Consider the following 25,017-nt stretch of genomic DNA (forward strand, 5'->3'; position numbering starts at 1 on the left):
TCTTTTTGTTGTCAGGATATACCTCTGTAAAAATCTCTGACACTGTTGTTGTGTATTATTTGAGCACAACTTTTTTGGCAATATTGTACTTTAGTCGTTGAAGAAGGCCGCGATTCCCAAATGGGCACCAGGTTTTACTGAATTTTGCTTTATAAGCGTCAAAATGCAACCCGTATGGGGCGTGCAGTACTTTACCTCTGTTGAGGAGAATCTTTAACGCCTGAGTTTCGGCAATACCAGCACACAAGTTTACGGCCATGGCCGTAGACGGCCCTTTTTGTGCCTTAAAGTCCACGGAGGACGGGTCAACCAGATAATCCCGTTGTAGCATTGCCGGCGACAGCCCAATTAAAAATTGTATCAGTTGCTCTTCTTCAGTTTGTTTATCTTCAAATCGGAAGTATTCTTCGTACGTCATCTTGCCGGGCATAAAACATAGAAACGCTGAACCCATTCCCAGTGGTGCCGCAGTTATCACCGGTATACCTTTGTTATAGCATTTTGCAAAAATCAGCTTGCGCGCCCGAAGGGCGAAGAAATCAAGGCTGTCCACATAAAGGTCAACGCCTGCTAAAAAATCATCCACATTGTCTTCGTTTATCCCTTCGGGGTATACGCCAATTTCCATGGTAGGATTAATATCAGTGAGCATTTCAGTAGTGACGTCGATTTTGTTTCTGTCTTTTGTTGACACAAACGCACCGCACTGACGGTTCATATTATGAATGTCGAACTGGTCAAAATCTGAGATGTTAATTTTTCCGACACCCAGCCTTGCCAGCGTTAAACAATGCAGGCCTCCCACGCCACCACAACCGGCTACAGCTACGCGTTTTGTTCGCAACAGTGATTGCTCTTCCCGCGTTAGCCAGCCAATATTTCGTGAAAATGCTACGTCGTAATTAAAATTCATATGATACTCGGTTATCCTACGAGACAGCGTCAGTACAACTGTTCTAATAATATCACGCTATGATGACATTAAATCAGCGTCTTTGTTAATAATTGAAAACGTTCAAAAGGATTTTAGATGAAAAAGCTGCGCCTGTTACTATTACTTTGTTGTTTTTGTTCCTGTGTCGGCGCTGCCTCACTGGCAGATATGGTGGACAGTGTGAAACCCGCTGTCGTAGGCGTGGGTTTTTACGCGCCATTGGCGACGGTCAGTCATCAATTAAAAGGTACTGGTTTTGCGGTGGCTGACGGACGCTATGTTGTCACCAATTTTCACGTTATCGACGCTGTGCCCGAGCAGGACAACATAAAGTTTAACCGCGTGGTTTTCGTCCCCAAAGGTAAAAAGCACGCAATCTTAGAAGTTGAATCTGTATATAGTGATGCGTTACATGACCTGGCCATATTGAAAATCAAAGGCGAACTCCCAGCTATTCCCCTGGCCGATCCGGATGAGGTCGTACGAGACGGAACAGAAATAGCAGTGACCGGTTTTCCTATCGGTGCCGTACTCGGGTTGTATCCTGCTACACACAGGGGTATTGTTGCCGCTTATACACCCAATATTATTTCAGCCTCTAATAGCCAGCAATTATCTCAGGCTTTTCTGAAAAGCCTTAAAAACCCTTTTATGGTGTATCAACTGGACGTGACGGCTTACCCCGGTAATAGCGGTAGTCCAGTTTATAATGTAAATAGCGGTGAAGTTATTGCGGTTATAAATAAAGTCTTTGTGAAACAAACAAAAGAAGCGGCAATTAGTGCGCCCAGCGGTATTACGTATGCGATTCCGGTCAAACATATAAATGCACTTGCTGAAAAGCATCAGCTATTTTGATAGATAAGGTGGCACTGTCGCCTGTTTGAAACATTTCCAAGGCGGGAAAAATATGACAACATTTCTGAAAAAGGATTGGGAAGCACCAGTATTATGACGATTGAATTCAAAAAAATTGCCGTTATCGGCCTGGGTTATGTAGGGTTGCCTCTGGCGGTTGCGTTTGGCAGAAAAAGAGATACGGTGGGTTTTGACATTAACAGCCGGCGTGTCGAAGAATTAAAAACATTTAAAGATCATACGCTTGAAGTTTCTGAAGACGAGTTAAAGCAAACGCAGTATCTGTCGTTTACCGATGATAGCGCCGCGTTGAACGAGTGCAATGTAATCATTGTCACTGTACCCACGCCAATTGATAAAAACAAGCAACCTGATATGACCCCGCTGCTCAAAGCCAGTGAAATGATTGGTTCGGTAATTGCAAAAGGCACAACGGTCATATACGAGTCCACAGTGTATCCGGGGGCAACAGAAGAGTTTTGTATTCCCATTATCGAAAAGGTATCTGGGCTCACATTTAACGAAGATTTTTATGCCGGGTACAGCCCGGAGCGAATCAATCCGGGTGATAAAAAACACCGCCTGGAAAGCATCGTTAAAGTGACATCGGGCAGTACGCCCGAAATTGCGGATAAAGTGGACGCGTTGTACAACGAAGTGATTGAAGTGGGCACCCATAAAGCGAGCTCAATCAAGGTTGCAGAGGCCGCTAAGGTGATCGAAAACACACAGCGGGATTTAAATATTGCCCTTATTAACGAACTGGCGATGATATTCGAAAAAGTGGGCATTGATACGGAAGAAGTGCTGGAAGCTGCTGGCAGCAAATGGAACTTTTTACCATTTCGCCCGGGCCTGGTAGGTGGGCATTGTATTGGCGTTGACCCTTACTATCTGACGCATAAAGCCGAGGAGTTGGGACACCACCCTGATGTGATTTTAGCGGGGCGGCGAATTAATGATCGCATGGGAGAGTACGTGGTTTCCCGCTTGGTAAAAGCCATGCTGAAAAAGCAAATTATGGTGAACGGCGCGAATATTCTGCTGCTGGGAATTACTTTCAAAGAAAATTGTCCGGATATCCGTAATACCAAAGTCGTTGATATTGCAAAAGAGTTAAAAGATTACAACGTGAATCTGGATATTTATGATCCTTGGGCAGAATCAGAAGAAGTACAACATGAGTATAATCTCACCCTGGTTGACGCTCCCAGACAGAAGCACTACGACGCGGTCATTGCCGCCGTCGCTCACAATCAGTTTAAAGCGTGGACCCAGGATGAGTTAAGAGGTTTGTGTAAAGCTGAAAGTATTATTTTTGATCTTAAATACATGTTTGACAAACAGAGCGTTGATATTCGCTTATAAGGAATAGTATCCATGAAAGTATTGGTAACAGGGGCCGCTGGCTTCATTGGTTCTCACGTTTCGATGGTATTGTTGGAGCGCGGTGATGAAGTTGTGGGTTTGGATAACCTGAATGATTACTACGACGTTTCTCTTAAAGAAGCGCGGTTAGCGCGGGTTAAGGCGTTGCCAACTAGTGACAAATTTACTTTTGTCAAGATGGCGGTTGAAGATCGCGAGGGCATGGAGGCGCTGTTCGCTGAACACAAATTTGATAAAGTGGTTCACTTAGCGGCCCAAGCTGGTGTGCGCTACTCTCTGGAAAACCCTCATGCATATATCGACGCCAATATTGTCGGATTTATGAACGTTCTGGAAGGCTGTCGTCACAACAAGGTAAAGCATCTGGTTTATGCGTCTTCCAGTTCGGTATATGGGGCAAACGAGAGTATGCCATTTGCTGTTGAAGACAACGTAGATCACCCTGTGTCGCTCTACGCTGCAAGCAAAAAGGCCAACGAGCTAATGGCTCATACCTATAGCCATTTATACGGTTTACCCACCACTGGTTTGCGTTTTTTTACGGTATACGGGCCATGGGGCAGACCAGATATGGCACTGTTCCTGTTTACTAAAGCAATTCTTGAAGACAAGCCAATCAAAGTGTTTAACTTTGGTAACCATCGTCGTGACTTTACGTACATCGACGATATTGTAGAAGGGATTATTGCGACACTTGATAACACGGCAGAACCCAACCCTGAATGGACAGGCAAGGCGCCTAGCCCCGGCTCTAGCAAAGCACCGTGGAAGGTATACAACATTGGCGCACAGACACCGGTTCACCTTCTTACGTACATTGAAACATTGGAAAAAGCACTTGGTAAGGAAGCGGAAAAAGAATTACTGCCTTTACAGCAAGGAGATGTGCCTGATACTTACGCAGATGTAGAAGCCTTAGTTAAAGACACCGGCTACCGTCCATCAACAAATATTGAAACAGGTATCGGCAAGTTTGTTGAATGGTACCGCGATTTTTATAACGTTTGATCTGTGTGCGACGGTTTATTTATCGATGAACTGTCGCAGGTAGTCACTCCGTTCTTCAGGGAGCATAGGGATCTGCTCTCGCAATTTAAGTCGAATTTCCTCTAACATGGAGGCGAAGCCAGGTTTCAAACTACCTTCCAGTAGTGGCCGGTTAATGTAATACGGGGCGCGACGTCCATGATAGGTTACTACGGGGCCGATTTGCTGGAATTTGATCCCCACGTAGCCCATGCTTCTCGCTAGTCGAGGCTCCATCATCACGTATGCGTGCTTAACACCAAACTCCAATGCAGATGCCGCGGCTGCAAAATATAACCCCACTGCAATGAATGGGAAACAGCGAAGTTCGGTTTCAGAATAGGTCGCCGGATTAATGGCACCCGTTGCTGAACCGTCGAAATCATCGGTTCGACGTCGTCTGAAATACTTGGGTACAGCTAACCGTGAGATCTCGCATATTTCGTGGCGCTTGAATTGCGTGGGTCGCAAATCGTCGCGAGTGATGGAGTCACTGCAGTATTTTTCGATGGGCAGTAACTGGCCTTCTTGCAACGGTCTCACTGCTCTTACAGTTCCCGCCATTTCATTGCTGTTAATGTGCCTGATCAAGCAATGACGGGAGTAACTGTCGAACTCGTCTTTTTCAATTCCATGGGGGTTTACAGGTTCAAAAGCGAGTTCTTCACAGTACACGTTGTGGCGAATTTTAAACACAGACTCTCTGAGGTCATCATTTACCGCCAAAACAGGTTCAAGGTACGTACTGAAGTGGGTAGAAATGTAGTTTGCTTCGCGCAATTGTTGAAAACCGGTAACCATTTTACCGACCCGGCTTTTGCGGATCTTTTTATTAATTGTGTCGAAAATCGAGTGCTTACTCATAGTACAACTCTATACCTTGTTTTAGCCAATACCACTTCGCTGCACGTGAAGTATTAAACATAACTTATACCTGCGTAATACTGGGGAACCATCCGTTCTCCCCAAAGAATATAGTCAGCTGATTGGCAAACTTCCATAAAACTGAGGATACACTTGGTATATTGTGTGGGAAAGTATTTCATCTCTTCAATAAGACTATATTTTGAAGCTATGGTATGAGAAATAAAACAAAAGCCACGGCTGTGGCTTTTGAGCATTACCTGCGGGATTTCATTTGTTTTCGTCGCTGATGTAGCAAGGGCTCAGTATAGCCATTGGGCTGGCGTATACCTTCAAAAATCAAATCCCTTGCCGCTTGGAAGCCAACGGACTCATCGGGTTGATCCGACATGGGAATGTAGTCGGGATCCCGGGCATTTTGTTTGTCCACTAATACGGCCATTTTCGCCAAAGACGTTTCAACCTGTGTTTTAGATATGAGGCCGTGGTGGAGCCAGTTCGCCAAATGTTGAGAAGATATTCGCAGCGTAGCCCGATCTTCCATGAGACCGACATTATTGATATCTGGTACTTTGGAACAGCCAATACCCTGGTGGATCCACTTCACTACATAACCCAAAATACCCTGAACATTGTTATCGACCTCCCGTTGAACTTGTTCTTCAGTTAACGAGCCAGGATCGGCCAGAAGCGGTATAGATAGAATATCTGCAACGCCATCGAAATCCTCTCTCTCCATTTCTTTTTGTACGGCTGTTACATCAACCTCGTGATAGTGAAGACTGTGCAGGGTTGCTGCGGTAGGAGAGGGTACCCAGGCCGTGTTTGCACCTGCGAGCGGGTGGGCTATTTTGGCTTTCATCATTGCCGCCATTTGATCCGGCACCGGCCACATACCCTTGCCAATTTGCGCACGGCCGCGCAGTTTACACTGAAGACCAGTAATCACATTTGCTTTTTCATAAGCTTGGATCCAAGGCATGGATTTAAGCTCTCCCTTAGCGGCAAAAGGCCCTGCAAACATGGATGTGTGAATTTCGTCACCGGTTCTGTCTAAAAAACCAGTGTTGATAAATGCGACTCTATCAGATGCTGCTGCAATACAGGCTTTCAAATTGATACTGGTTCGCCGTTCTTCATCCATGATCCCCATTTTCAACGTATTTTGTTCCAGCCCCAGCATGGCTTCAATCCGACTAAACAGCTCACTGGTAAAGGCAACTTCTTCAGGGCCATGCATTTTGGGTTTTACAATGTAAACACTGCCGCATCTGGTATTTTTGAACTGACCGTTACCAAGTAAGTCATGTTTAGCAATCAACGACGTTATGACCCCGTCCATCAACCCCTCAAATACCGGTTTGTTGTCGAGAAGGATGGCATCGTTTGTCATCAAATGACCTACATTGCGAACAAACATCAGGCTGCGGCCCGGCAGTGTGATGACGTTTTCCGGGTTTCGACCATCGACATAGCATCTGTCTGGGTTCATGGTGCGGGTAATGATTTTACCATTTTTATGAATTGACAATGACAGGTCGCCTTTCATCAGCCCCAGCCAGTTCGCATAGACCAGTGTTTTGTCCTCCGCGTCCACTGCAGCTACAGAGTCTTCACAATCCATAATGGTGGAAAGTGCTGCTTCTAAAAGAATGTCCTTCACGCCAGCCTTATCCACGCTACCGATAGGGTGAGTCGGATCAAGTTGTATTTCAAAATGAAGCCCGTTGTTAATGCATAAAATGCTATCCGGCGACTCTGCTGACCCTGTGTACCCTAAGTATTGCGACGGGTTCTTCAAAGTGGTTTTGCCGTTACTGAGGATTGCAATCAGGTGGCCATTATTTAGGGTGTACGTATTAACAGCACTGTGAGAACCGTTGGCTAAAGGCAACATCTTGTCGAGCCAGCCTTTAGCCGTTTTAATGACTTTTGCACCGCGTACAGGGTTGTAATGGGGGCCTGCCTCGGCACCACCTTCGTCGTTGACAACATCTGTGCCGTACAGTGCGTCGTACAAACTTCCCCAGCGGGCGTTTGCGGCATTTAGGGCATACCTGGCGTTGTTAATCGGCACTACTAATTGTGGTCCTGCCATTGTGGCAATCTCAGGATCAACATTTGTCGTAGTGACGGTTGCCTTGACAGGCGCTTCCTGCAAGTAGCCAATACTGCGGAGAAAATCCAAATAGACTTCCCCGCAAGCCGGTTTTTCAGCGCGATGGTACGCGTCAATCTTTTCTTGCAAACTGGCTCGTTTGTCGAGAAGCGTCTGGTTTTGGGGGCTCAAATCTACCAAAAGTTTCTCAAAATCGCGCCAAAAGGTCGTTGGGTCAATCCCCGTGCCAGGAATCGCTTGCTGAAGCAGGAAGGTGTGAAGTCCCTCAGCTATCTGAAGTCTGCCCTGTTGTACGTAATCTCTCATACTGACTCTCTAATTGTGGGTCGTAGGCACAGTGTAGAGAGAAAGTGACATTATTTTTAATTTATGGTTTCTATTTTTGCCATAATTTTTGTGAATTATGGTGATGCCCTTTTACTTTTGCTGTGATAACACCAGGGCGATAAGTGATTAGGTACCGCTCATTTCGGTGGCTACGTCTGCAATTAATCTGCGCAGCCAAATATGCCCAGCGTCGTGATGGAGTAGGGCACTCCATGCCATTTTTAACGCGATAGGGGGAATGTCAAACGGTGGTTCTTTGACGATAACGGTAGGATCATCTTTAAACAGTCGGGCCGCTTTTGTAGGCAATGTAGCCACTAAATTCTGGGTTTTTGCTATCTGTAATGCAGCGTGGTAGTGCCGGGTAAAAACCCGTATTGCCCGCTGTTTACCGATTTTCGTCAGTTCGGCATCTACCCATCCGAGCTTTTGTACTTCGTTGGGGTCAATACCCACACCAACGCCGAAGCCAGTTTTGCTAACCCAAATATGTTGAGCGTTGAGGTAGTTGTCTAAATCCCAGCGCTGGGCCAGGGGGTGCGTGGCACTGAGAACACAACTAAAGGAGTCGTACCAGATGACCTTTTGGTGGAAAGATAAGGGAAGCTCATCAAAACGGTTGATGGCCATATCCACTTTTCCTTGTTCTACGTCGTGAAAGGTCACGTCACTGGGCGTGATCAGATCAAGGGTGATGTTGGGGGCCGTTACGCCCAAACGACCAACCAATTCCAAAAGCAGAGTACTTTCCGCGTAGTCGCTGGTCATAATGCGAAAGGTTCTAGAACTGGAGGCTGGATCAAAATCCGTTTCAGGCTGAATTGAGCTTTCCAACTTACTCAACACGTCGCGAATAACCGGTTGTAGCTCAAGTGCACGTTTCGTTGGAGTCATGCCTTCACTGGTTCTCACCAGTAATGGATCTTTAAATAAATCCCGGAGGCGCTTAAGACCATTACTCATCGCCGGTTGAGTAATACTCAACTGATTTGCGGCCCGGGTAACACTCCCTTCTCGCAGCAGCACATCGAGATAGACCAGCAAGTTCAAGTCTACTTTGGCAATATTCATGGGTTAAATGCTCCAAATTCTTATTATTAACTACTGCAATCTGTTACATATGCAGTATTTTCTGTCTGATGAACTCATGGTCTCAGGTTTTACCCGTTAATGAAGACCTTGAGGATGATACTTTAGTCTCAGATTAACGGATTCTATCGTATAAAAGGTGTAAATATAGCGATAATCGTACGCTTTGTGATAAAAATTATGAATAAAAAAGGCTCCCGAAGGAGCCGGATAAGGGGCGATACGAGTTGTTAGACGTCGAATTGATTCATCGTATTGTCTTCACCGGCCGCTTTTAGGGCAGCCTCGCCAGAGAAGTATTCCTTGTGCGTATCGCCGAGATCAGAGCCTGCCATTGCTTGGTGCTTCACACATGCCAGGCCACCGCGGATTTCTTTTCGCTGGACGCCTTTCACATAAGCAAGCATACCTTCGTCACCAAAGTAGCCCTGTGCCAGATTGTCTGTAGACAGTGCCGCAGTGTGGTACGTCGGCAAGGTAATCAGGTGATGAAAGATACCTGCGTCCCTTGATGCATCACGCTGGAAGGTTTTAATTTTTTCATCGGCTTCCGCCGCTAGCGCTGTGCTATCGTACTCGGCAGACATTAGCTTGTCCCGCTGGTAACCGGATACGTCTTTTCCTGCTTCCGACCAGGCGTCAAATACCTGCTGACGGAAGTTCAGTGTCCAGTTGAAAGAAGGCGAGTTGTTGTATACCAGTTTCGCGTTTGGAACCACTTCTCGAATAGCATCAACCATATCTGCTATCTGACGTACATGTGGCTTTTCTGTTTCAATCCAAAGTAGGTCTGCACCGTGCTGTAAGGAGGTGATACAGTCAAGTACCACACGGTCAAAGCCCGTGTTATCTTTGAACTTAAAAAGGCCATTAGGCAAACGAACTGGCTTGACGAGTTTGCCGTTCTGTTTTAATACCACATCGCCTTCTGTTAGTGCTGATACATCCGTTATTTCAGTTGTATCCAGGAAGCTATTGTACTGTGCTGCCAGATCGCCAGGCTCGCGAGATACGGGAATTTTTTGTGTCAGGCCAGCACCTAAAGAATCGGTTCTGGCGACAATCACGCCATCGTCTACGCCGAGCTCCAGAAAGGCATAACGAACGGCGTTGATTTTGGCCAGAAAATCTTCATGCGGGACTGTTACTTTTCCATCTTGGTGGCCACATTGTTTAGCATCAGACACCTGGTTTTCGATCTGAATACAACAAGCACCAGCTTCAATCATTTTTTTAGCTAGCAGGTAAGTCGCTTCTTCGTTGCCAAAGCCAGCATCAATATCAGCAATGATGGGAACCACATGTGTTTCAAAGTTATCAATCTGGGCTTGAATCTTTGCGACATCTTTGCAGTTGGTTTTGGCGACATCCAGTTGCTTGAATAGCTCTCCCAGGGCTTTGGCATCTGCTTGACGCAAAAACGTGTATAGTTCTTCAATTAATGCAGGCACCGATGTCTTCTCATGCATTGACTGATCTGGCAGGGGACCAAACTCAGAACGCAGTGCCGCTACCATCCAACCAGACAGGTAGAGATAGCGTTTGTTTGTCGTTCCGTGGTGTTTCTTTATAGACAACATTTTTTGCTGCCCGACAAAGCCGTGCCAGCAGCCAAGAGATTGCGTGTAGCTTGCACTATCGTCGTCGTACTCTTGCATGTCTTTTCGCATGATAGCAGCTGTAAACCTGGCAATATCCAGACCGGTTTTGAACCGATTTTGTGCTTTCATACGTGCAGCATATTCTGGGTTTATACCTTCCCATGCCCCTTTTTGCGAGGCTTTAAGCGTAGCAACTGTATCGATGTCTTGTTGATATTGCGACATTGGTGTCTCTCCCGATTGTTCCTGAAACTGTGTTTTATTCGATTTCGCCGGGGGCGTTATCGTCGACTCCTTTTCATCCTAGAACGATAGTTTTGATAAAGAAAATATATAGGTTTCATTTTCGTCATTTATTGTGTGAATTTTGGTGTGTTGTGTGGTTTGAAAGCTTTTAGTGTTTATTCCAAATTTGAAATTACGACTAAAGCTAAAGGATAAATCTCGCAGGACACTCTATTATTAGAGATATATGCATATACAGAGATGATTGATGAGCAGTATTCTTACATCAGTAGATAAGCGAACTAAACTCGTAGGTGAGAATCGACTGGAATTGTTAATGTTCCGGTTGGGCTCCAGGCATACTTTTGCGATTAATGTTTTTAAAGTCAAAGAAGTCATCGGCGTGCCAAAAATGAATACCATGCCAGGCGTTCACACGAACTTGTCGGGTGTAACAATTTATCGCGGGAGATCTATTCCGGTAATTGATCTCAGGCAGGCTATTCGCATTCGAACCACTGGTGACGAGTCAACAGTGCAAAACGTCATTATTACGGAATACAACCGCTCTGTGCAGGGGTTTTTAATAGGGGAAGTACTGAGTATAGTAAATACTTCGTGGCAAAACATTCAGCCACCACCTCGTTCCATAGGTAAAGCCAACTACCTTACTGCCATCACGCAAATAGACTTTGAAGGCGAGAAACAGCTGGTTGAAATTATTGATGTGGAAAAAGTCCTCGCTGAAATTATCGACTACGATATTTCAATTTCAGATGATGTGTTAGATACGGATATCGTAAACGCTATGAAAAACCGGCAGGTTTTAATTGTGGACGATTCCGCGACAGCACGGAAGCAAATTAAAGATACCCTGGCACAAATTGGGTTGTGTTGCATTGAGTGCCATAACGGCGCTGAAGCTCTGGCGCTACTTAAATCCTGGGCTGATGACGGGGTTAAGCCGTCGGAGCACATCATGCTTATGTTCACCGATGCGGAAATGCCGGAAATGGATGGCTATCGTTTAACTGCGGAAGTGAGGGCTGATGAAAGAATGGCGGATTTATTTATCGCGCTAAACACATCATTGAGTGGCAGTTTTAACGAGGCAATGGTTGAGAAGGTAGGGTGTAACCGTTTTATATCGAAGTTTCAGCCAGATATGCTGGTAGATGTAGCGCAATCACGAATGCGGGAAATCTTATCGCAGTGACTAAAAAAACAGCTTTTTTTAAATTTTTATGACCCTGTCCCAACCGTTTGTTGAAGGCCGCATTGTGCTTTACACTATGGAGCAATTTTGACTTCATGGAATTGAACATGTTTCGCAGTAAATTCATCAAACGCGGCTGCTATGTACTTGTGCTTGGCGCATTGACCGTTCAGGGGTGTATGAATACCGCTACCCAGGGCACCCAAACAAAGATTCAGACCAGTACTGCTTCAGTACCTAAAAATATCATCATGGTCGTGGCAGATGGCATGGGCCCAGCATATACCACGGCCTACCGCAATTATAAGGATGATCCAACTACGCCTCAGGTTGACCCTGTCATTTTTGACGATATGTTAGTTGGCAACGCCTCAACGTACCCTGCTGCCGTGTCAGGTTATGTTACTGACTCTGCTGCTGCGGCAACAGCGCTTGCTTCAGGAATAAAATCTTACAACGGTGCGATTGGCGTAGATGTAAATAAACAGCCGGTTACTTCTGTGTTACAGCAAGCCAAAAAGCAGGGAATGAGAACCGGTATCGCTGTTACCTCGCAGATAGTTCACGCCACGCCTGCCGCCTATATTGCTCACAATGAGAGTAGGAAAAACTACAATGCGCTGGCGGATAGCTTTTTTGATTTGCGTATAAATGGCAACTTTGTGGCCGACGTGATGTTAGGTGGCGGTACAGATTACTTTGAGCGTGAAGACAGAGATCTGGTGGCGTCGTTTATCGATAATAATTACGAGTATGTTGACAGTTACAACCGACTTGCCGCAGTGCCAGCAGGCAGTAATGTGCTGGGTTTATTTGCGCCAGTTGGCTTGCCGCCAGCCCTGGATGATAAACGCCGTCACCGGCTCTCTTATTTGACGGAACAGGCCATAAAACACCTGGAAAACGACCGGGGATTTTTCCTTCTGGTAGAAGCCAGTCAGGTAGATTGGGCCGGGCACGCAAATGATATTGCTTCTGCAATGGCTGAAATGGATGATCTCGCCGTCACCATGCGGTACCTAAAACGTTATGTTGACGCTCATCCGGACACTCTGGTTGTGTTGACGGCAGATCACAGTACTGGCGGTTTATCTGTGGGTGCCAATGGTCAGTACGCGTGGAAGCCTGAGTTATTGCATAATATGAAAGGGTCAGTGGAAAGTATTGCCCGAGCAATGGCCTCGCAAGACGACGTGGCTCTGTTTGTCGAATCGCAGTTGGGTTTCAGCCTGGATGCAGAAGATAAAAAGCAACTCACTGCGTTAGCGGACGTTGCGGATGAAATGGAGCGTTGGAAAGTAATTAAAGGTTTCCTCGACGAAAAGACCCATACTGGCTGGACAACTGGTGGTCACACAGGTGTTGACGTGGAAGTGTTTGCCTTTGGAGCTGGTTATACCGCATTTGTTGGTCAACTGGACAATACGGACATTGCCAGAAATATGTTTCGTTATTTGTCTCAGCATCCTACACGGGCGGAATTCAAAAACAGTGTGAGTTCTGGTACAGCGCCATCGGCAACGGTTGACACCAACGTTGAAAAGCAAGATAGCTGTGATTTTAAATCTGATTGGCGTTGTCAGTAATGCATTGAGATTAGAAAAGAGGAAAAGCCGCTGTAAGCGGCTTTTTTAGCTCTTGATAAAGGATAAGGTGAGCCGGTAGCCATCGGATACATTCGTTGTGCTACCAGAATAAGGCGATAGCAATTACTGGTTGAGAAACGTGTCCAGTTCTTCGCCCGTAATCTTTCCAATTTGTGAAAATAGGTACCACAGTGCCGTGACCAGTAAAATCATACTCGGAATCACAATAACCGGGTAACTCAACATGGTCATTTTGCCCAGTTCTTCTGTATAAGCTGTAGTACCTGGTTCGCTAACCAGAATCATTTTGGCGAGGATATAATTTAGCGCAGAAGAGAGAAAAAACGAGCTGGCGACGATATATGAACTATTCGCCACCTTTTTTTTGAATTCTTGTTGTTTTCCCTTTTCGTCCAGTGATTTATTTAACGTCTCCCAATTGATGATCTGGTCGTTCAGGATGAGCATTTTGACTAAGGGTTTTTTGCTAAATTGTGTTACGAGGACCGCAATGCCGATAAGTGCGGGAATCGCTGCTTCTTTAATCGCGATATACTCGGCGGGAAGTTTTAATAAGCTGATGCCGCCGGTGAGTATGACACTGACAATACCCAGTATTGAAAAGCCGTTTACTTTACCTGACTGTTTGAGATCCCACAGGCCATATACAATGGGAAAAGCGAGCGCAACCACAATGCTCCAGGCGGGGCCGAGATACTCCTCGCCACTGCCATATGACATGATGAGCACAGGTATAACAATATTAAATGCGAGGTTGCCGAAGAACCCCTGGTTTTGCTGTTTTTTTGTTTCAGTGTTGGTTGGCATAATAGCTTTTGAATAACGGTTTGTGTTGCCAGTATACGGTATGGTGTTATTTCACCCAAGCCCAAGCTGCGATGACTCCACCAATAAATCCGAACAAGTGGTACTCAAAACTGACAAATGCTTTAGTCGGGAGTATACCAAATAGCATGCCACCGTATAACAGTGCGACTAGCACCGAAATGATTAGATAAGGAACGCGTTTGCTTCGAAATCCGGCCAATAAGAGGAAACCAAAATAGCCGTAGACCATACCGCTGGCGCCGATATGTACTGCATGGCGACCAAACAACCACACGCCAAGTCCGCCCATCAAAAAAATCGTAAGGGTTGTGAGCCAGAAAGTTCGGTTCCCCCACTGCATACTCAACCAGATAAACAACATCAATGGCAGCAGATTTGTCATCAGGTGGGTTGGTGAACCGTGTAGAAAAGGTGCAGTGAAAATGAAAGGCAGGCTGGGTAGTTCGCGAGGAATCAAACCAAACTGATTCAATCCATTACCGGTAAAAACGTTAATGGCCTCAGTGACGATTAGTACTGCTGCGAGAGCAACGAGGAAGCGAATTTGCTTTTTTAATAGAGGCATCATATTCAAAGTATTATGTGTGGAACGTAGCGGGATAAATCCTGCGTCACCGGAGAAGTGTCTTCCCGCACTGAAATGCCTGCGGCCATGTCGTCTACCAACCAACTTCCTATGAGGGTATAGTTGGACGCAAACTGGGGTAACTCAGCATAGGCTTGTATCACAAACCCTTCCTCTCCATACGGACCGGAAGACAATTTGGTTTCATTGCCGTTTTCAAGCAGTGAAATGTTCGCGCCTTCGCGGGAGAAAATGGGTTTTTTAATCCATTTTCCGCTGTCGAGTGAGGTTGTCTTATCACAAAAGTATGCCGGTAATAAATTCGGATGATTAGGAAATAACTGCCAGAGTAAAGCAAGCAATGCCTTGTTTGACAAAATGGCTTTCCACGCCGGTTCTATCCAGTTGGTTCCGGCCTCATACAGCATTGAACTGTAGCCATCGCGAAACATGAATTCCCACGGGTAGAGTTTAAAACAATCTGTGATGGGATTGTCATCGAGATCAGTGAACAAACCGGTGTCGCTAACGCCGATGTCTTCAATGAACACAAAGTCTGTTTTTAGGCCTGCGGCAGCCGCGCAATCCTGTAAGTACTGAACCGTACCCCTGTCCTCTATCGTATCCTGACAACAACTAAAGTGCATCTGATGGAGTTGATAGTGACGGCCAATTTCTGCAAATCGATGGACCAGCTTCTCCTGTAGCGAGTTAAACTGGTCGGCTTGCCGAGGTAATTTACCACTGTCAACAAGTTGCTCCAGCCATAACCATTGCCAGAAGCCTGATTCGTAGAGCGAGGTAGGTGTGTCGGCGTTATTTTCCAACAACTTCGCTGGCCCTTTGCCGTCGTATACCAAATCTAAACGGGAATAAAGGCTCGGTGCGCTATCGTCCCATGATTGGCGCACTAAATCCCATTGAGACTCGGGAATACAAAACTGCTGCAGAAGAGCTTCGCTTTTAATAACCCTATCCACTACATCCAAACACATTTGGTGCAGTTCTGTGGTGGGGTCTTCAATGTGATTTTCTATTTGCGATAGAGAAAACTGATAGTAGGCACTTTCATCCCAGTAAGGCTCACCATACATGGTATGGAAGTGAAAACCATACTCAGCGGCCTGTTGCTTCCAGTTTGACCGCGGCGCTATTGGTATTCTTAGCACAGATCAGCCACCCCAGCTCCCCGAACGCGAACTGCTTCCCCAGCTTGACTTAGCCCTTACTGAACTGCCAAATCCGCCACGACTAACCGTACGGGTTACTGTTGGTTTTGGCTTGTAAACAGTGGGTTTTACCCGGTAGTTCCGCTTGCGAATATCGCCGTCGAAAACATAACCATCAGCGGTAATCCAACGTGAACGGAAGGGCGAGTGGCGGGAATAAGACGTATAAATAGGTTGTGAGTAAAATGAGCCCGGTGACAACAATTGACTGACCATAAAGCCTGCCATGAAAGGCATAAAGAAGCTGCCACTACTGCTTTGTACTTGTCTGCATTGGTTTGGGCCAAATTCATACTCGCAGTCGTATTCTGAATTAAAGCGCGGACTGGTGCGCGCAGCTTCATCCACGGCTTTTTGATAAGCGGCTTCGCATTGTGCGACCGCTTCGGGCATGTCATTTTTACAATCTTGTACGGACGTATAAATTTGCGCTTCCTGGCGGTCATCGGCACAGCCACTGGCCATTATGCCTGCAACACCGACCGCGATAGGTTTAAGTGAAAACGCCTTGCGCATTTTTTTTAAATCAATGTAATGACTACGTTTCTGGGTCATAATTTGCCCCTTAAATCAGTATGTCATGCAGGCTGCATTCAGCAGGCCTACCGAGACAGACATTGCAGCCAGCATAACACCAGCGGATACTTCATTGTTGTTGATGCGCTCTGCAATTTTAGGCATAAAGGTAAAACGAAGTAGTGCAAACGCTACCGATTGAGCGAGAATGGCAACTACGCCCCATATGGCAAAGTCGATAATGGAAACGGCGTTTGACGCTGCGCCGGATAAGGCTATGGCAAAGCCTATCAAGGCGCCACCAAATCCAACGGCAGCTGCGACATTTTTTTCTTCTTTTACCAGTTTCCATTCGTCGTGTGGCGTGACAAATGCGTAGACAATTTTAAACACAAACAAGAACAGAACAGAAATGCCGAAATAGAGCGCGAAATTATCTAATCCTGAAATTGATTGAAGTACGATATCCATGGCAGTTCCTCTTTAGCCGTTAATGGTTATATCTGATGGTTCGATATCAAAGCCGGTACTTAACACCAGACAGCGATCAGCATTGTTGCCGACGATTTTCTCTTCGCCAACCACAAGCAGAGACTCAGTGCGCCCGCCTTCAATGGGGCGTTCGTACAACATCATAAACTGATCAGTAGTGCTAACGTCACCATCTTCTTCATAAGTTTTTTCGGTTACTGCAACAGGGGGAGACTCTTCACCCACTGCATCCCAAACCCGCTGATAAGTGCAACCGTTAAGGGTGTAAGCAGGCTGTGAGATGACAGATGACAGTGCATCTTGCCACTGTTGGTCAGTGCCTATGGTTTTAGTTTCATAAAAATACCAGAGTTTGACATCTGTAACGTGGTTTTCTGTCAGACCTCCATCGGTGACTACCTGGAGAAAACCATCGTCGTCGGTGTAATATCGCAGCAGTGTGCCTCCTGAGTCCAGAGGAGCTTCACCTACTGCCTGTATCAATTGCGAGCGAGCCGCTCCTTCAATGACCAAACTGGGTTCAAGCAGACGGAGTTTCAAGTCGTCCAGTTCAAATGAGCCTCCCAAATAGAGTCCCATGATTTCTGGTGCTTTGGGTTGCTCCGGTTTTGTTTTTTTTCCGAACCACTTTGTGAACATAACTACTCTCCTAACATACGCCAGTCGATGCTGTTGAGGCGTCTGTCGGCGATGTAAAATACTTTGTCTCCTGGCGCGATTTCAGTATTTGATGACGGGTTGAGGATCAAATTTTGGTAAATGCCCTTGGGAGCAAAACCTATAAAAATGGCATCGTAGTGCTTTTTTAGGTTGATAAAGACATTGGCGACTGGTAAGGATTTTTCGTTAGCCGGTACATCGACGGAAAATTGTGCTTGGCCGGCATCAACACTGATCAAATCGTGGTGAAGAACACTGGAACCCGGATCAAAAGCGGCCTTTGCGAGCATTTCAACGGCCACAGAAGGGGTGCATTCTACTTTGGGACAGTGTTGCTGGAGTAAAGGGACCAGGGTGTCGTCGGTAAAATAGGCCACCTTGTGCGCGTCGGGATTGCGCTTCGTACAGTACAATGCCGTGGTCAAGGTTACGTCGTCTTGCGGATTGTCGATAAGAATTGTCTTTGCTGACGCTACCCAGGCTTTGTCCATATCTTCGTCGCGATTAAACGAGTCAACCCGAATAAATTCGATTTTATCAGGCATAGGGTTTTGAATATCAGCCTTAACACACAGTACAATGTCGGGTTTTTCGCTAAGTGCTTCACGCTCTTTGAGCAACAAATCCAGTAATAACATGGTCTTGTGCTCGTTCCAGCCTATCACCAAAATATGCTGATCTACATGAATCGGCTTCATTCCTAATAATCCTCTTTTCCAGTGATAACTTACCCAGGCGGCTATGCGTCCCACTACCATGGCAAAAATGCTCAAACCTACGGGAATGACATACAAGGCAACAATGATTTTGCCGGCGGGCGTAGTCGGGGACAGATCACCATAGCCCACAGTTGACGCTGTAACCGCCAGCCAGTAGAAAAAATCCGCACCGCTGATGAGTGTATCTTCACCGGCAAGATAGAGTAACATCCACGCGATAATGGCATAAATTACTGAAATTGAGGCAATGGTGTACCAGCGTGACTCAGAAAAGTAACGCAACATGATTTTTCTTATGCGTATCCATGGTGACATGGCCGGTGTTCACATCCTGTAATGTTTATCCAAGTGTTTATAACAATTTTACTGTTGTGAAGGCAACGAAAAGGGGCGACTCGCCCCTTTGTCATTACTTGCCGAGGATGCGACTTAGTTCGTCATCCGCAGAGGACGTGCCACCTTTGATTCCCGCTTCTGATAAGCGCTTTTCCAGATCGCTTGTGGATTCCTCAGAGGCCAACTCTTCGGCAGCTTGCAGTTCGGCATTGCGCAGTTTCTGTTTATCCTGAATGCGCGATAGCGACTCCGTGGCTGTTTTCATCTTGCTGTTTGCACCCATGTGTCGCGAAGATACGGCTACCTGAGCCTTTTGCACACTTTCCGTAGCCTTAACCATATCAACTTGTTGTTCAAGACGACGCAAATTGGCCTTGGCTTGCTGAATATTGTGTGCCAGTTGCTTTTCTGACTGCTTAAATTGATCCAGGTACTGTTGTTCCTGCGCTTGTTCGGCTTTTAAATCGGCGACCTTTTGTGCGCAATCGAGGGCGAGCTGACGATCTGTATCAACGGCCTTGCGGGCGTGATTTTCATACTCCGCTATAGATGCACTAAAGCTGTCGACTTTTTGCTGAGATAATTTGCACTTCGCGAGGATTTGCGTTCTGGCGTGATCAGATTTTCTCAGCTCTTCTTTCGCTTCCCGAATTTCCTGCTCAAGAATTCTGATAGCCTGACTATCAGCAACTGCCTGAGCTGCTTCTGTAGCACCGCCTTTTACTGCAGTAATAAGTTTTTTCCAAACAGACATTCGCTTCTCCTACCTATTTATTTCAAATGTGTTTCGTATGCATCGAGAAAGGAAGCCACGTTTTGAAACAACGTTTCGACTTCTATCACGATGCTTTCTGCTTTCGATTGTGCACTAAGCGCACCAAAAGCCGTGTAGTATTCGTCACCACCAATAGTAGAGATCCCTACGGTGGTTAATGGAAACACCATATGGGTGGATAAAATCTCGTGGTCCAGCGCGGCTTTATCTTTGACCTGTGAAGCGGGAAACAACAAACTCTCCACCAGTATTTGCTCGCCGCTGATTGCCAGCCATGCGTCAATGCCGTCCTGGTTGGCTATCAGCAAACAGTCCTCTTCCCGCGTAATGACAACGTCGTCGTGTTCTTGCAGAAGGGACTCAAGCTTTTCCAGATCCCACGTCATAATATTTCTCCTTTTCAATTTGAAGCGAAAATGTCAGCTACACTGTAAACGAATTTTTAGTGCAGGACACTATTCACGAAATTCAGTTTAGACAAGATGGGTTTGCCAATCAATAATTCAAGTGTTTTAATGTGTAAAAAATTATATTTTTGTAAATTATAACTCACAAAGGTGGCATTTTGACGGGCAAGAATCAATGGCGGGAAGTGGTGGCAAGACTGGTGAAATCTGAAATGTCTATGCGCGGTGTAAAATACCAAGGACTCAGCGAGCGTTTGGCCGAGATTGGTGTAAAGCAGAGTGCTGACAACCTGCGCAATAAAGTAAACAAGGGAATTATGGGGGCAGACCTGTTTTTGCAAATCATGCACGTGTTGAACGCCAGACCTGTATTGATGACGGATGTCCAGGACATTCTGGGTGAGTTATAGCATATGGCTTAAGATGTACTGCATTTCTCCACACCTTCTAAGCGGAATTTGTTAGAATCCCGTGCAATTTACTATCGCAGGCAAAAAAAACCCGGCGACATCGCCGGGAATAGAATAGGAGCTGTTTGGGAGAACATCATCACTATCTGGGTTAAATCTTAACCGATTAAGTTATTCCTGTATAATAGTTGTGCGTATTGTGAAATATATATAGGTATACAAATTAATACCCCCTATGGTGAGATTTCTTAAAACATCGATTTTATTGACATGAAGCTATCTGATTTTACTTTTGAATTACCCGAACATCTAATTGCCAAGTACCCGGTGGAAAAGCGAACTGCCAGTCGGCTACTATGCCTGGATGGCCCCACTGGAAAGGTTAACCACATGCAATTTGGTGACATGTTGTCTTTGGTCGAGGCCGGCGACTTGTTGGTGTTCAATAACACCCGAGTTATTCCCGCACGTCTGAAAGGCAGAAAAGCGTCCGGGGGGCAGGTTGAAGTACTGGTAGAGAGAATACGCGATGACAATGAGGTGCTAGCTCATATCCGCGCGAGCAAGTCGCCAAAACCAGGAACGCAATTACTACTTGAAGAGGCGGTTCCTGTTACAGTGACAGGCAGAGAAGGGGCGTTGTTTCTCATTAGGTTTGAGAATCGAGAAAGCGTGCTTTCTCAACTGGAACAATACGGTCATATGCCGTTGCCGCCTTATATTGACCGGGCTGACGAAAACAGCGATAAAGAGCGCTATCAGACGGTGTATAATCAAAAACCAGGTGCTGTGGCAGCGCCCACTGCGGGTCTTCATTTCGACGATGATATTCTAACTGCACTGCGCAACAAAGGGGTAAACCTTGCGTTCGTTACCCTGCATGTTGGTGCCGGAACATTTCAACCTGTGCGCGTAGATAATATTACTGACCACGTGATGCATTCTGAATATGCAGAAGTGCCTCAGGAGGTTGTTGACGCTGTACTTGCCACAAAACGGGCAGGCAAGCGCGTTATCGCGGTGGGAACTACGTCGGTACGCTCACTTGAATCTGCGGCAAAGGCGGCAGACGACGGTATCATTGCCCCTTTTTTCGACGACACTGATATTTTTATTTACCCCGGTTTTACATTCAGTGTGGTTGATGCCATGTTTACCAATTTTCACTTACCCGAGTCTACCTTAATGATGCTTATTAGTGCCTTCGCCGGGCGCGAAAACGTTATGGCAGCCTATCAGCAAGCCATCGAAAATCAGTACCGATTTTTTAGCTACGGAGACAGTATGTTTATTACGCGGGCTGGTGAAGGCGCATAGGCAAAGTGCTGAATTTAAAATATCCTGCGATGCGGTGCATGATCTGAGTACTGAAACTGTTATAATCGCCGCCAATTTTAATCCTTACCGGCTGCTGTTTTAGCGAGCTGGCGCGTTGAGGACAACTTTTTAATGCAATTTGAACTACTTAACACTGACGGAAAAGCCCGACGCGGACGTCTGGTTTTTGACAGGGGTGTTGTGGAAACGCCCGCTTTTATGCCCGTGGGTACGTATGGCACGGTTAAGGGCATGACACCGGAAGAGCTGGAGGACAGCGGCGCCCATATTTGCTTGGGCAATACCTTCCACTTAATGCTGCGTCCTGGAACCGGCATAATTAAGCAACACGGTGATCTGCATGATTTTATGCATTGGGACAAGCCAATTCTCACTGATTCTGGTGGGTTTCAGGTATTTAGTTTAGGTGATTTACGTAAAATTACAGAAGAAGGTGTGACTTTCCGTTCTCCCATCAATGGCGAAAAGATCCTGCTTACCCCTGAAAAATCAATGGATGTCCAACGTGATCTCGGGTCTGATATCGTAATGATCTTCGATGAATGCACCCCGTTCCCCGCTACAGAGCAGGAAGCGCGAGTTTCTATGGAACTTTCGCTGCGCTGGGCAAAACGGAGTAAAGCTGCCCATGAGGGCAATCCATCTGCGTTGTTTGGTATTATTCAAGGTGGCATGTATGAGAGGCTGCGGGATATCTCTCTGGCAGGTCTTGAGGATATTGGTTTTGACGGTTATGCCATTGGGGGGTTATCTGTTGGTGAACCCAAAGAAGACATGATTCGCATCATTGACCACACGGCCCCGAAAATTCCAGAAAGCAAGCCCAGATACCTCATGGGAGTTGGCAAGCCGGAGGATATCGTAGAGGCGGTGCGTCGTGGCATTGACATGTTTGACTGCGTTATGCCAACGCGGAATGCACGCAATGGACATCTTTTTGTCACTGAAGGTGTTGTGAAGATCCGCAATGCCAAGCATCGCAATGACACATCCCCATTAGATGAAAACTGCGACTGCTACACTTGTGAAAACTATTCTCGGTCATATCTCCATCATCTGGATAAGTGCAATGAAATATTAGGCGCGAGGTTGAACACTATTCACAACCTTCGTTACTATCAGCGCGTTATGCAGGGGTTACGAGACGCTATCGCAGCCAATAAGCTAGATGAGTTCGTTGCTGAGTTCTACGCACAAAAAGACATGCCGGTGCCGGCACTATAACTACAACACGTTAAAATAAGAGGTATTTATGAGCTTGTTTATTTCCAGCGCATACGCGCAAACCGAAGGGCAACCAGCGGGCGGCGGTTTCGAAATGCTCATTATGTTGGGTGTATTTGGTCTGATTTTCTATTTCTTACTATATCGCCCTCAGGCTAAACGGGTAAAGGAACACAAAAATCTGGTATCTTCCCTTAGTAAGGGCGATGAGATTTTGACACAAGGCGGTTTGGTTGGTCGCATTACTAAGGTGTCTGAAGAAAAAGATTTTATCGAAATTGCTTTAAATGACGATACCCATATTGTTATTCAAAAAACATCTGTTTCTGCGGTATTGCCGAAGGGTACGATGAAATCCATCTAAGTTATTCTGCCGGAGCCGGGCTTCAGCCCGGTTCTTTGGTAAAAGGAATTTCCTGTGTTAAATAAAAATTCTATCTGGAAAGTGCTGCTAGTCATTGCCATCATCGGGCTTTGCGCGCTGTATGCGCTTCCGAACATTTACGGTGAAGACAACGCTGTACAGATTTCTGCCGGGCGCGATGCAAAAGTGACTGAGCAAATGGTTGGTCGCGTAGAAAACGCCCTTAAAGCGAATAATATTGACGTTAAAAAAATTGAGTTCGAAAACGAACAAATCCTCATCAGGTTAACTTCCAGTGATGGTCAGTTGCGAGCCCGTGAATTGCTCGAACGGGAGTTGGGCACGGACTACTACGTAGCGATGAACCTAGCTCCTGATACCCCTGAGTGGCTTGAAGATCTCGGTGGTACGCCGATGAAACTTGGCTTGGATTTACGTGGCGGCGTGCACTTTCTTATGGAAGTGGATATGAGCGAAGCAATTAAAAAGTCGCTGGAAGACGCTGAAAGCACCTTTAGGACATCATTACGAGAAGAAGGCCTTCGCTACCGAACGGTCAACCAACGGGGCGACTATCTCGATATTCAGTTCCGGGATCAGGATACTCTGGATAAAGCTGAATTTTTCCTGCGCAATCAAAATCGCGATTTGAGTTACAAAGACGCGGGTGAACTCACTCTTCGGGCTTCATTCTCTGAAGCTAAGCTCGCGGAAATCCGTGACAACGCGGTAAAGCAAAACATCACTATCATTCGCAACCGGGTAAATCAACTGGGAGTTGCTGAGCCATTGGTGCAAAAGCAGGGGGCAGACCGAATCGTGGTTCAATTGCCCGGTATTCAGGATACAGCTCGCGCCAAGGAAATATTGAATGCGACAGCTACCTTGGAATTCAGAATGGTCGATCTTGACCACGATGTTGCCGATGCCATTAACGGTCGTGTTCCAGCTGGGTCTCAGCTTATTAATGACCAGTCAGGCAGACCGCAGTTACTGGAGAAGCGCATTATGCTGACCGGTAACCATATTACTGACGCTAACAGTGGCGTGGACGAATATGGTATTCCGCAGGTTAATATTTCATTGGATTCCGAAGGCGGCAGTAAGATGTCCCGCGCTACTCGCAGCGCTATAGGCAAGCCCATGGCAACGGTATTCATTGAATACAAGTCTACCGGAGAGCGCAACGACGCCGGAAAACTGGTATTTGAAAAACACGAAGAAGTGATCAGCATTGCGACCATTCGTGCGCAGTTGGGTAGCAGTTTTAGGATTACGGGCCTTGATTCTCCCAAAGAAGCCCGTGATCTGGCATTGCTCCTGCGCGCAGGCGCCCTTATTGCTCCTATTCAAATTGTTGAGGAGCGCACAGTGGGGCCAAGTCTTGGGGCAGAAAATATCGAAATGGGTATGCAGGCCATCGTATTTGGTTTGGCCGCGGTGCTTATCTTCATGATTATTTATTACAAGGCATTTGGATTGATTGCCAATGTGGCATTGCTCAGTAACCTTGTGATTATCGTTGGCGTTATGTCGATGATTCCAGGGGCAACCCTTACCTTGCCCGGCATGGCTGGTATTGTACTTACTGTCGGTATGGCGGTAGATGCTAATGTTTTGATATTCGAGCGGATCCGGGAGGAAATACGCGACGGCCGCAGCCCTCAACAGGCAATACACCAAGGCTACGACAGCGCGTTCTCTACTATCCTCGATGCAAACGTGACGACATTTATCGCGGGTATGATCCTGTTTGCAGTGGGAACAGGGCCAATTAAAGGCTTCTCGATAACATTGATGATCGGTATCGCCACGTCAATGTTTACTGCCATTCTGGTCACACGGGTTATCGCCAATGCCATTTGGGGTGGGCGCCGTGTTGATTCGCTTCCCATATAA

General features: G+C 46.3%; 24 protein-coding genes. 10 read left to right on the forward strand and 14 right to left on the reverse strand.

What is annotated here, in order from left to right; translation table 11 throughout:
• Window positions 1–55: 55 nt before the first annotated feature.
• Entirely contained in the window at window positions 56–913 is an 858-nt protein-coding gene (locus KO518_RS08020) for a ThiF family adenylyltransferase (RefSeq protein WP_216025297.1), read from the reverse strand.
• A 117-nt stretch (window positions 914–1,030) separates the two neighbouring features.
• On the opposite strand from KO518_RS08020, the gene KO518_RS08025 reads away from it, so the two are divergent.
• The 3 genes from KO518_RS08025 (at window position 1,031) to KO518_RS08035 (ending at window position 4,189) form a co-directional block, all read left to right on the forward strand.
• Entirely contained in the window at window positions 1,031–1,792 is a 762-nt protein-coding gene (locus tag KO518_RS08025; RefSeq protein ID WP_216025298.1) for a serine protease, read from the forward strand.
• Window positions 1,793–1,885: 93 nt separating this feature from the next.
• Window positions 1,886–3,160: a Vi polysaccharide biosynthesis UDP-N-acetylglucosamine C-6 dehydrogenase TviB gene (gene tviB, locus KO518_RS08030; protein ID WP_252736017.1), complete on the forward strand. Its 1,275-nt coding sequence runs from the start codon at window positions 1,886–1,888 to the stop codon at window positions 3,158–3,160.
• A 12-nt stretch (window positions 3,161–3,172) separates the two neighbouring features.
• Window positions 3,173–4,189 carry an NAD-dependent epimerase gene (locus KO518_RS08035; RefSeq protein ID WP_216025299.1) on the forward strand — a complete coding sequence of 339 codons (1,017 nt, stop codon included), beginning with the start codon at window positions 3,173–3,175 and terminating at the stop codon, window positions 4,187–4,189.
• A gap of 15 nt (window positions 4,190–4,204) precedes the next feature.
• On the opposite strand, the gene KO518_RS08040 is transcribed toward KO518_RS08035, so the two are convergent.
• The 4 genes from KO518_RS08040 to KO518_RS08055 all read right to left on the reverse strand — a co-directional run bounded on the left by KO518_RS08040 (window position 4,205) and on the right by KO518_RS08055 (window position 10,432).
• Window positions 4,205–5,071 (reverse strand): PEP-CTERM/exosortase system-associated acyltransferase, encoded by an 867-nt coding sequence (locus KO518_RS08040; RefSeq protein WP_216025300.1) that lies wholly within the window; start codon window positions 5,069–5,071, stop codon window positions 4,205–4,207.
• A 256-nt stretch (window positions 5,072–5,327) separates the two neighbouring features.
• A complete protein-coding gene (locus KO518_RS08045; RefSeq protein ID WP_216025301.1) occupies window positions 5,328–7,496 on the reverse strand; it encodes a malate synthase G in 2,169 nt (722 codons plus the stop codon).
• 147 nt (window positions 7,497–7,643) lie between these two features.
• Complete coding sequence (locus tag KO518_RS08050; RefSeq protein WP_216025302.1) at window positions 7,644–8,588, reverse strand: LysR family transcriptional regulator; 945 nt, start codon at window positions 8,586–8,588, stop codon at window positions 7,644–7,646.
• Between the two features lie 248 nt (window positions 8,589–8,836).
• Entirely contained in the window at window positions 8,837–10,432 is a 1,596-nt protein-coding gene (locus tag KO518_RS08055) for an isocitrate lyase (RefSeq protein ID WP_216025303.1), read from the reverse strand.
• Between the two features lie 268 nt (window positions 10,433–10,700).
• Here KO518_RS08055 and KO518_RS08060 point away from each other — a divergent pair, with 268 nt between their 5' ends.
• Together KO518_RS08060 and KO518_RS08065 are read left to right on the forward strand one after the other, a co-directional pair.
• Entirely contained in the window at window positions 10,701–11,648 is a 948-nt protein-coding gene (locus KO518_RS08060; RefSeq protein WP_216025304.1) for a chemotaxis protein CheV, read from the forward strand.
• 179 nt (window positions 11,649–11,827) lie between these two features.
• Window positions 11,828–13,234, forward strand: coding sequence for an alkaline phosphatase (locus KO518_RS08065; RefSeq protein WP_216025490.1), 1,407 nt, complete (start codon window positions 11,828–11,830; stop codon window positions 13,232–13,234).
• A 123-nt stretch (window positions 13,235–13,357) separates the two neighbouring features.
• On the opposite strand, the gene KO518_RS08070 is transcribed toward KO518_RS08065, so the two are convergent.
• The 9 genes from KO518_RS08070 to KO518_RS08110 form a co-directional block, all read right to left on the reverse strand.
• The gene (locus KO518_RS08070) at window positions 13,358–14,062 is read right to left on the reverse strand and encodes a VC0807 family protein (RefSeq protein ID WP_216025305.1); all 705 of its coding nucleotides are present in this window, start codon (window positions 14,060–14,062) and stop codon (window positions 13,358–13,360) included.
• 46 nt (window positions 14,063–14,108) lie between these two features.
• Complete coding sequence (locus tag KO518_RS08075) at window positions 14,109–14,648, reverse strand: rhomboid family intramembrane serine protease (RefSeq protein WP_216025491.1); 540 nt, start codon at window positions 14,646–14,648, stop codon at window positions 14,109–14,111.
• A gap of 5 nt (window positions 14,649–14,653) precedes the next feature.
• A complete protein-coding gene (locus tag KO518_RS08080; protein WP_216025306.1) occupies window positions 14,654–15,817 on the reverse strand; it encodes a glutathionylspermidine synthase family protein in 1,164 nt (387 codons plus the stop codon).
• A gap of 3 nt (window positions 15,818–15,820) precedes the next feature.
• A complete protein-coding gene (locus KO518_RS08085) occupies window positions 15,821–16,432 on the reverse strand; it encodes a DUF1190 family protein (RefSeq protein ID WP_216025307.1) in 612 nt (203 codons plus the stop codon).
• 15 nt (window positions 16,433–16,447) lie between these two features.
• Window positions 16,448–16,864, reverse strand: coding sequence for a DUF350 domain-containing protein (locus KO518_RS08090; protein ID WP_216025308.1), 417 nt, complete (start codon window positions 16,862–16,864; stop codon window positions 16,448–16,450).
• Between the two features lie 12 nt (window positions 16,865–16,876).
• On the reverse strand, window positions 16,877–17,524 hold the full coding sequence (locus KO518_RS08095; RefSeq protein WP_216025309.1) for a YjfK family protein: 648 nt from the start codon (window positions 17,522–17,524) through the stop codon (window positions 16,877–16,879).
• A gap of 2 nt (window positions 17,525–17,526) precedes the next feature.
• The gene (locus tag KO518_RS08100) at window positions 17,527–18,579 is read right to left on the reverse strand and encodes a potassium channel family protein (RefSeq protein WP_216025310.1); all 1,053 of its coding nucleotides are present in this window, start codon (window positions 18,577–18,579) and stop codon (window positions 17,527–17,529) included.
• A gap of 94 nt (window positions 18,580–18,673) precedes the next feature.
• Window positions 18,674–19,354: a PspA/IM30 family protein gene (locus KO518_RS08105; RefSeq protein ID WP_216025311.1), complete on the reverse strand. Its 681-nt coding sequence runs from the start codon at window positions 19,352–19,354 to the stop codon at window positions 18,674–18,676.
• A 17-nt stretch (window positions 19,355–19,371) separates the two neighbouring features.
• Window positions 19,372–19,761 (reverse strand): YjfI family protein, encoded by a 390-nt coding sequence (locus KO518_RS08110; RefSeq protein ID WP_216025312.1) that lies wholly within the window; start codon window positions 19,759–19,761, stop codon window positions 19,372–19,374.
• A 179-nt stretch (window positions 19,762–19,940) separates the two neighbouring features.
• On the opposite strand from KO518_RS08110, the gene KO518_RS08115 reads away from it, so the two are divergent.
• From KO518_RS08115 to secD, 5 genes are all read left to right on the forward strand, one after another.
• Window positions 19,941–20,192, forward strand: coding sequence for a DUF6471 domain-containing protein (locus KO518_RS08115; protein WP_216025313.1), 252 nt, complete (start codon window positions 19,941–19,943; stop codon window positions 20,190–20,192).
• A gap of 270 nt (window positions 20,193–20,462) precedes the next feature.
• A complete protein-coding gene (gene queA, locus KO518_RS08120; RefSeq protein WP_216025314.1) occupies window positions 20,463–21,509 on the forward strand; it encodes a tRNA preQ1(34) S-adenosylmethionine ribosyltransferase-isomerase QueA in 1,047 nt (348 codons plus the stop codon).
• 132 nt (window positions 21,510–21,641) lie between these two features.
• Window positions 21,642–22,754 carry a tRNA guanosine(34) transglycosylase Tgt gene (tgt, locus tag KO518_RS08125; protein WP_216025315.1) on the forward strand — a complete coding sequence of 371 codons (1,113 nt, stop codon included), beginning with the start codon at window positions 21,642–21,644 and terminating at the stop codon, window positions 22,752–22,754.
• Between the two features lie 28 nt (window positions 22,755–22,782).
• On the forward strand, window positions 22,783–23,118 hold the full coding sequence (yajC, locus tag KO518_RS08130; protein WP_216025316.1) for a preprotein translocase subunit YajC: 336 nt from the start codon (window positions 22,783–22,785) through the stop codon (window positions 23,116–23,118).
• Between the two features lie 54 nt (window positions 23,119–23,172).
• Entirely contained in the window at window positions 23,173–25,017 is a 1,845-nt protein-coding gene (gene secD, locus KO518_RS08135; protein ID WP_216025317.1) for a protein translocase subunit SecD, read from the forward strand.

The organism is Aestuariibacter sp. A3R04 (genome assembly GCF_018860805.1).
Taxonomy (GTDB): domain Bacteria; phylum Pseudomonadota; class Gammaproteobacteria; order Enterobacterales; family Alteromonadaceae; genus Alteromonas.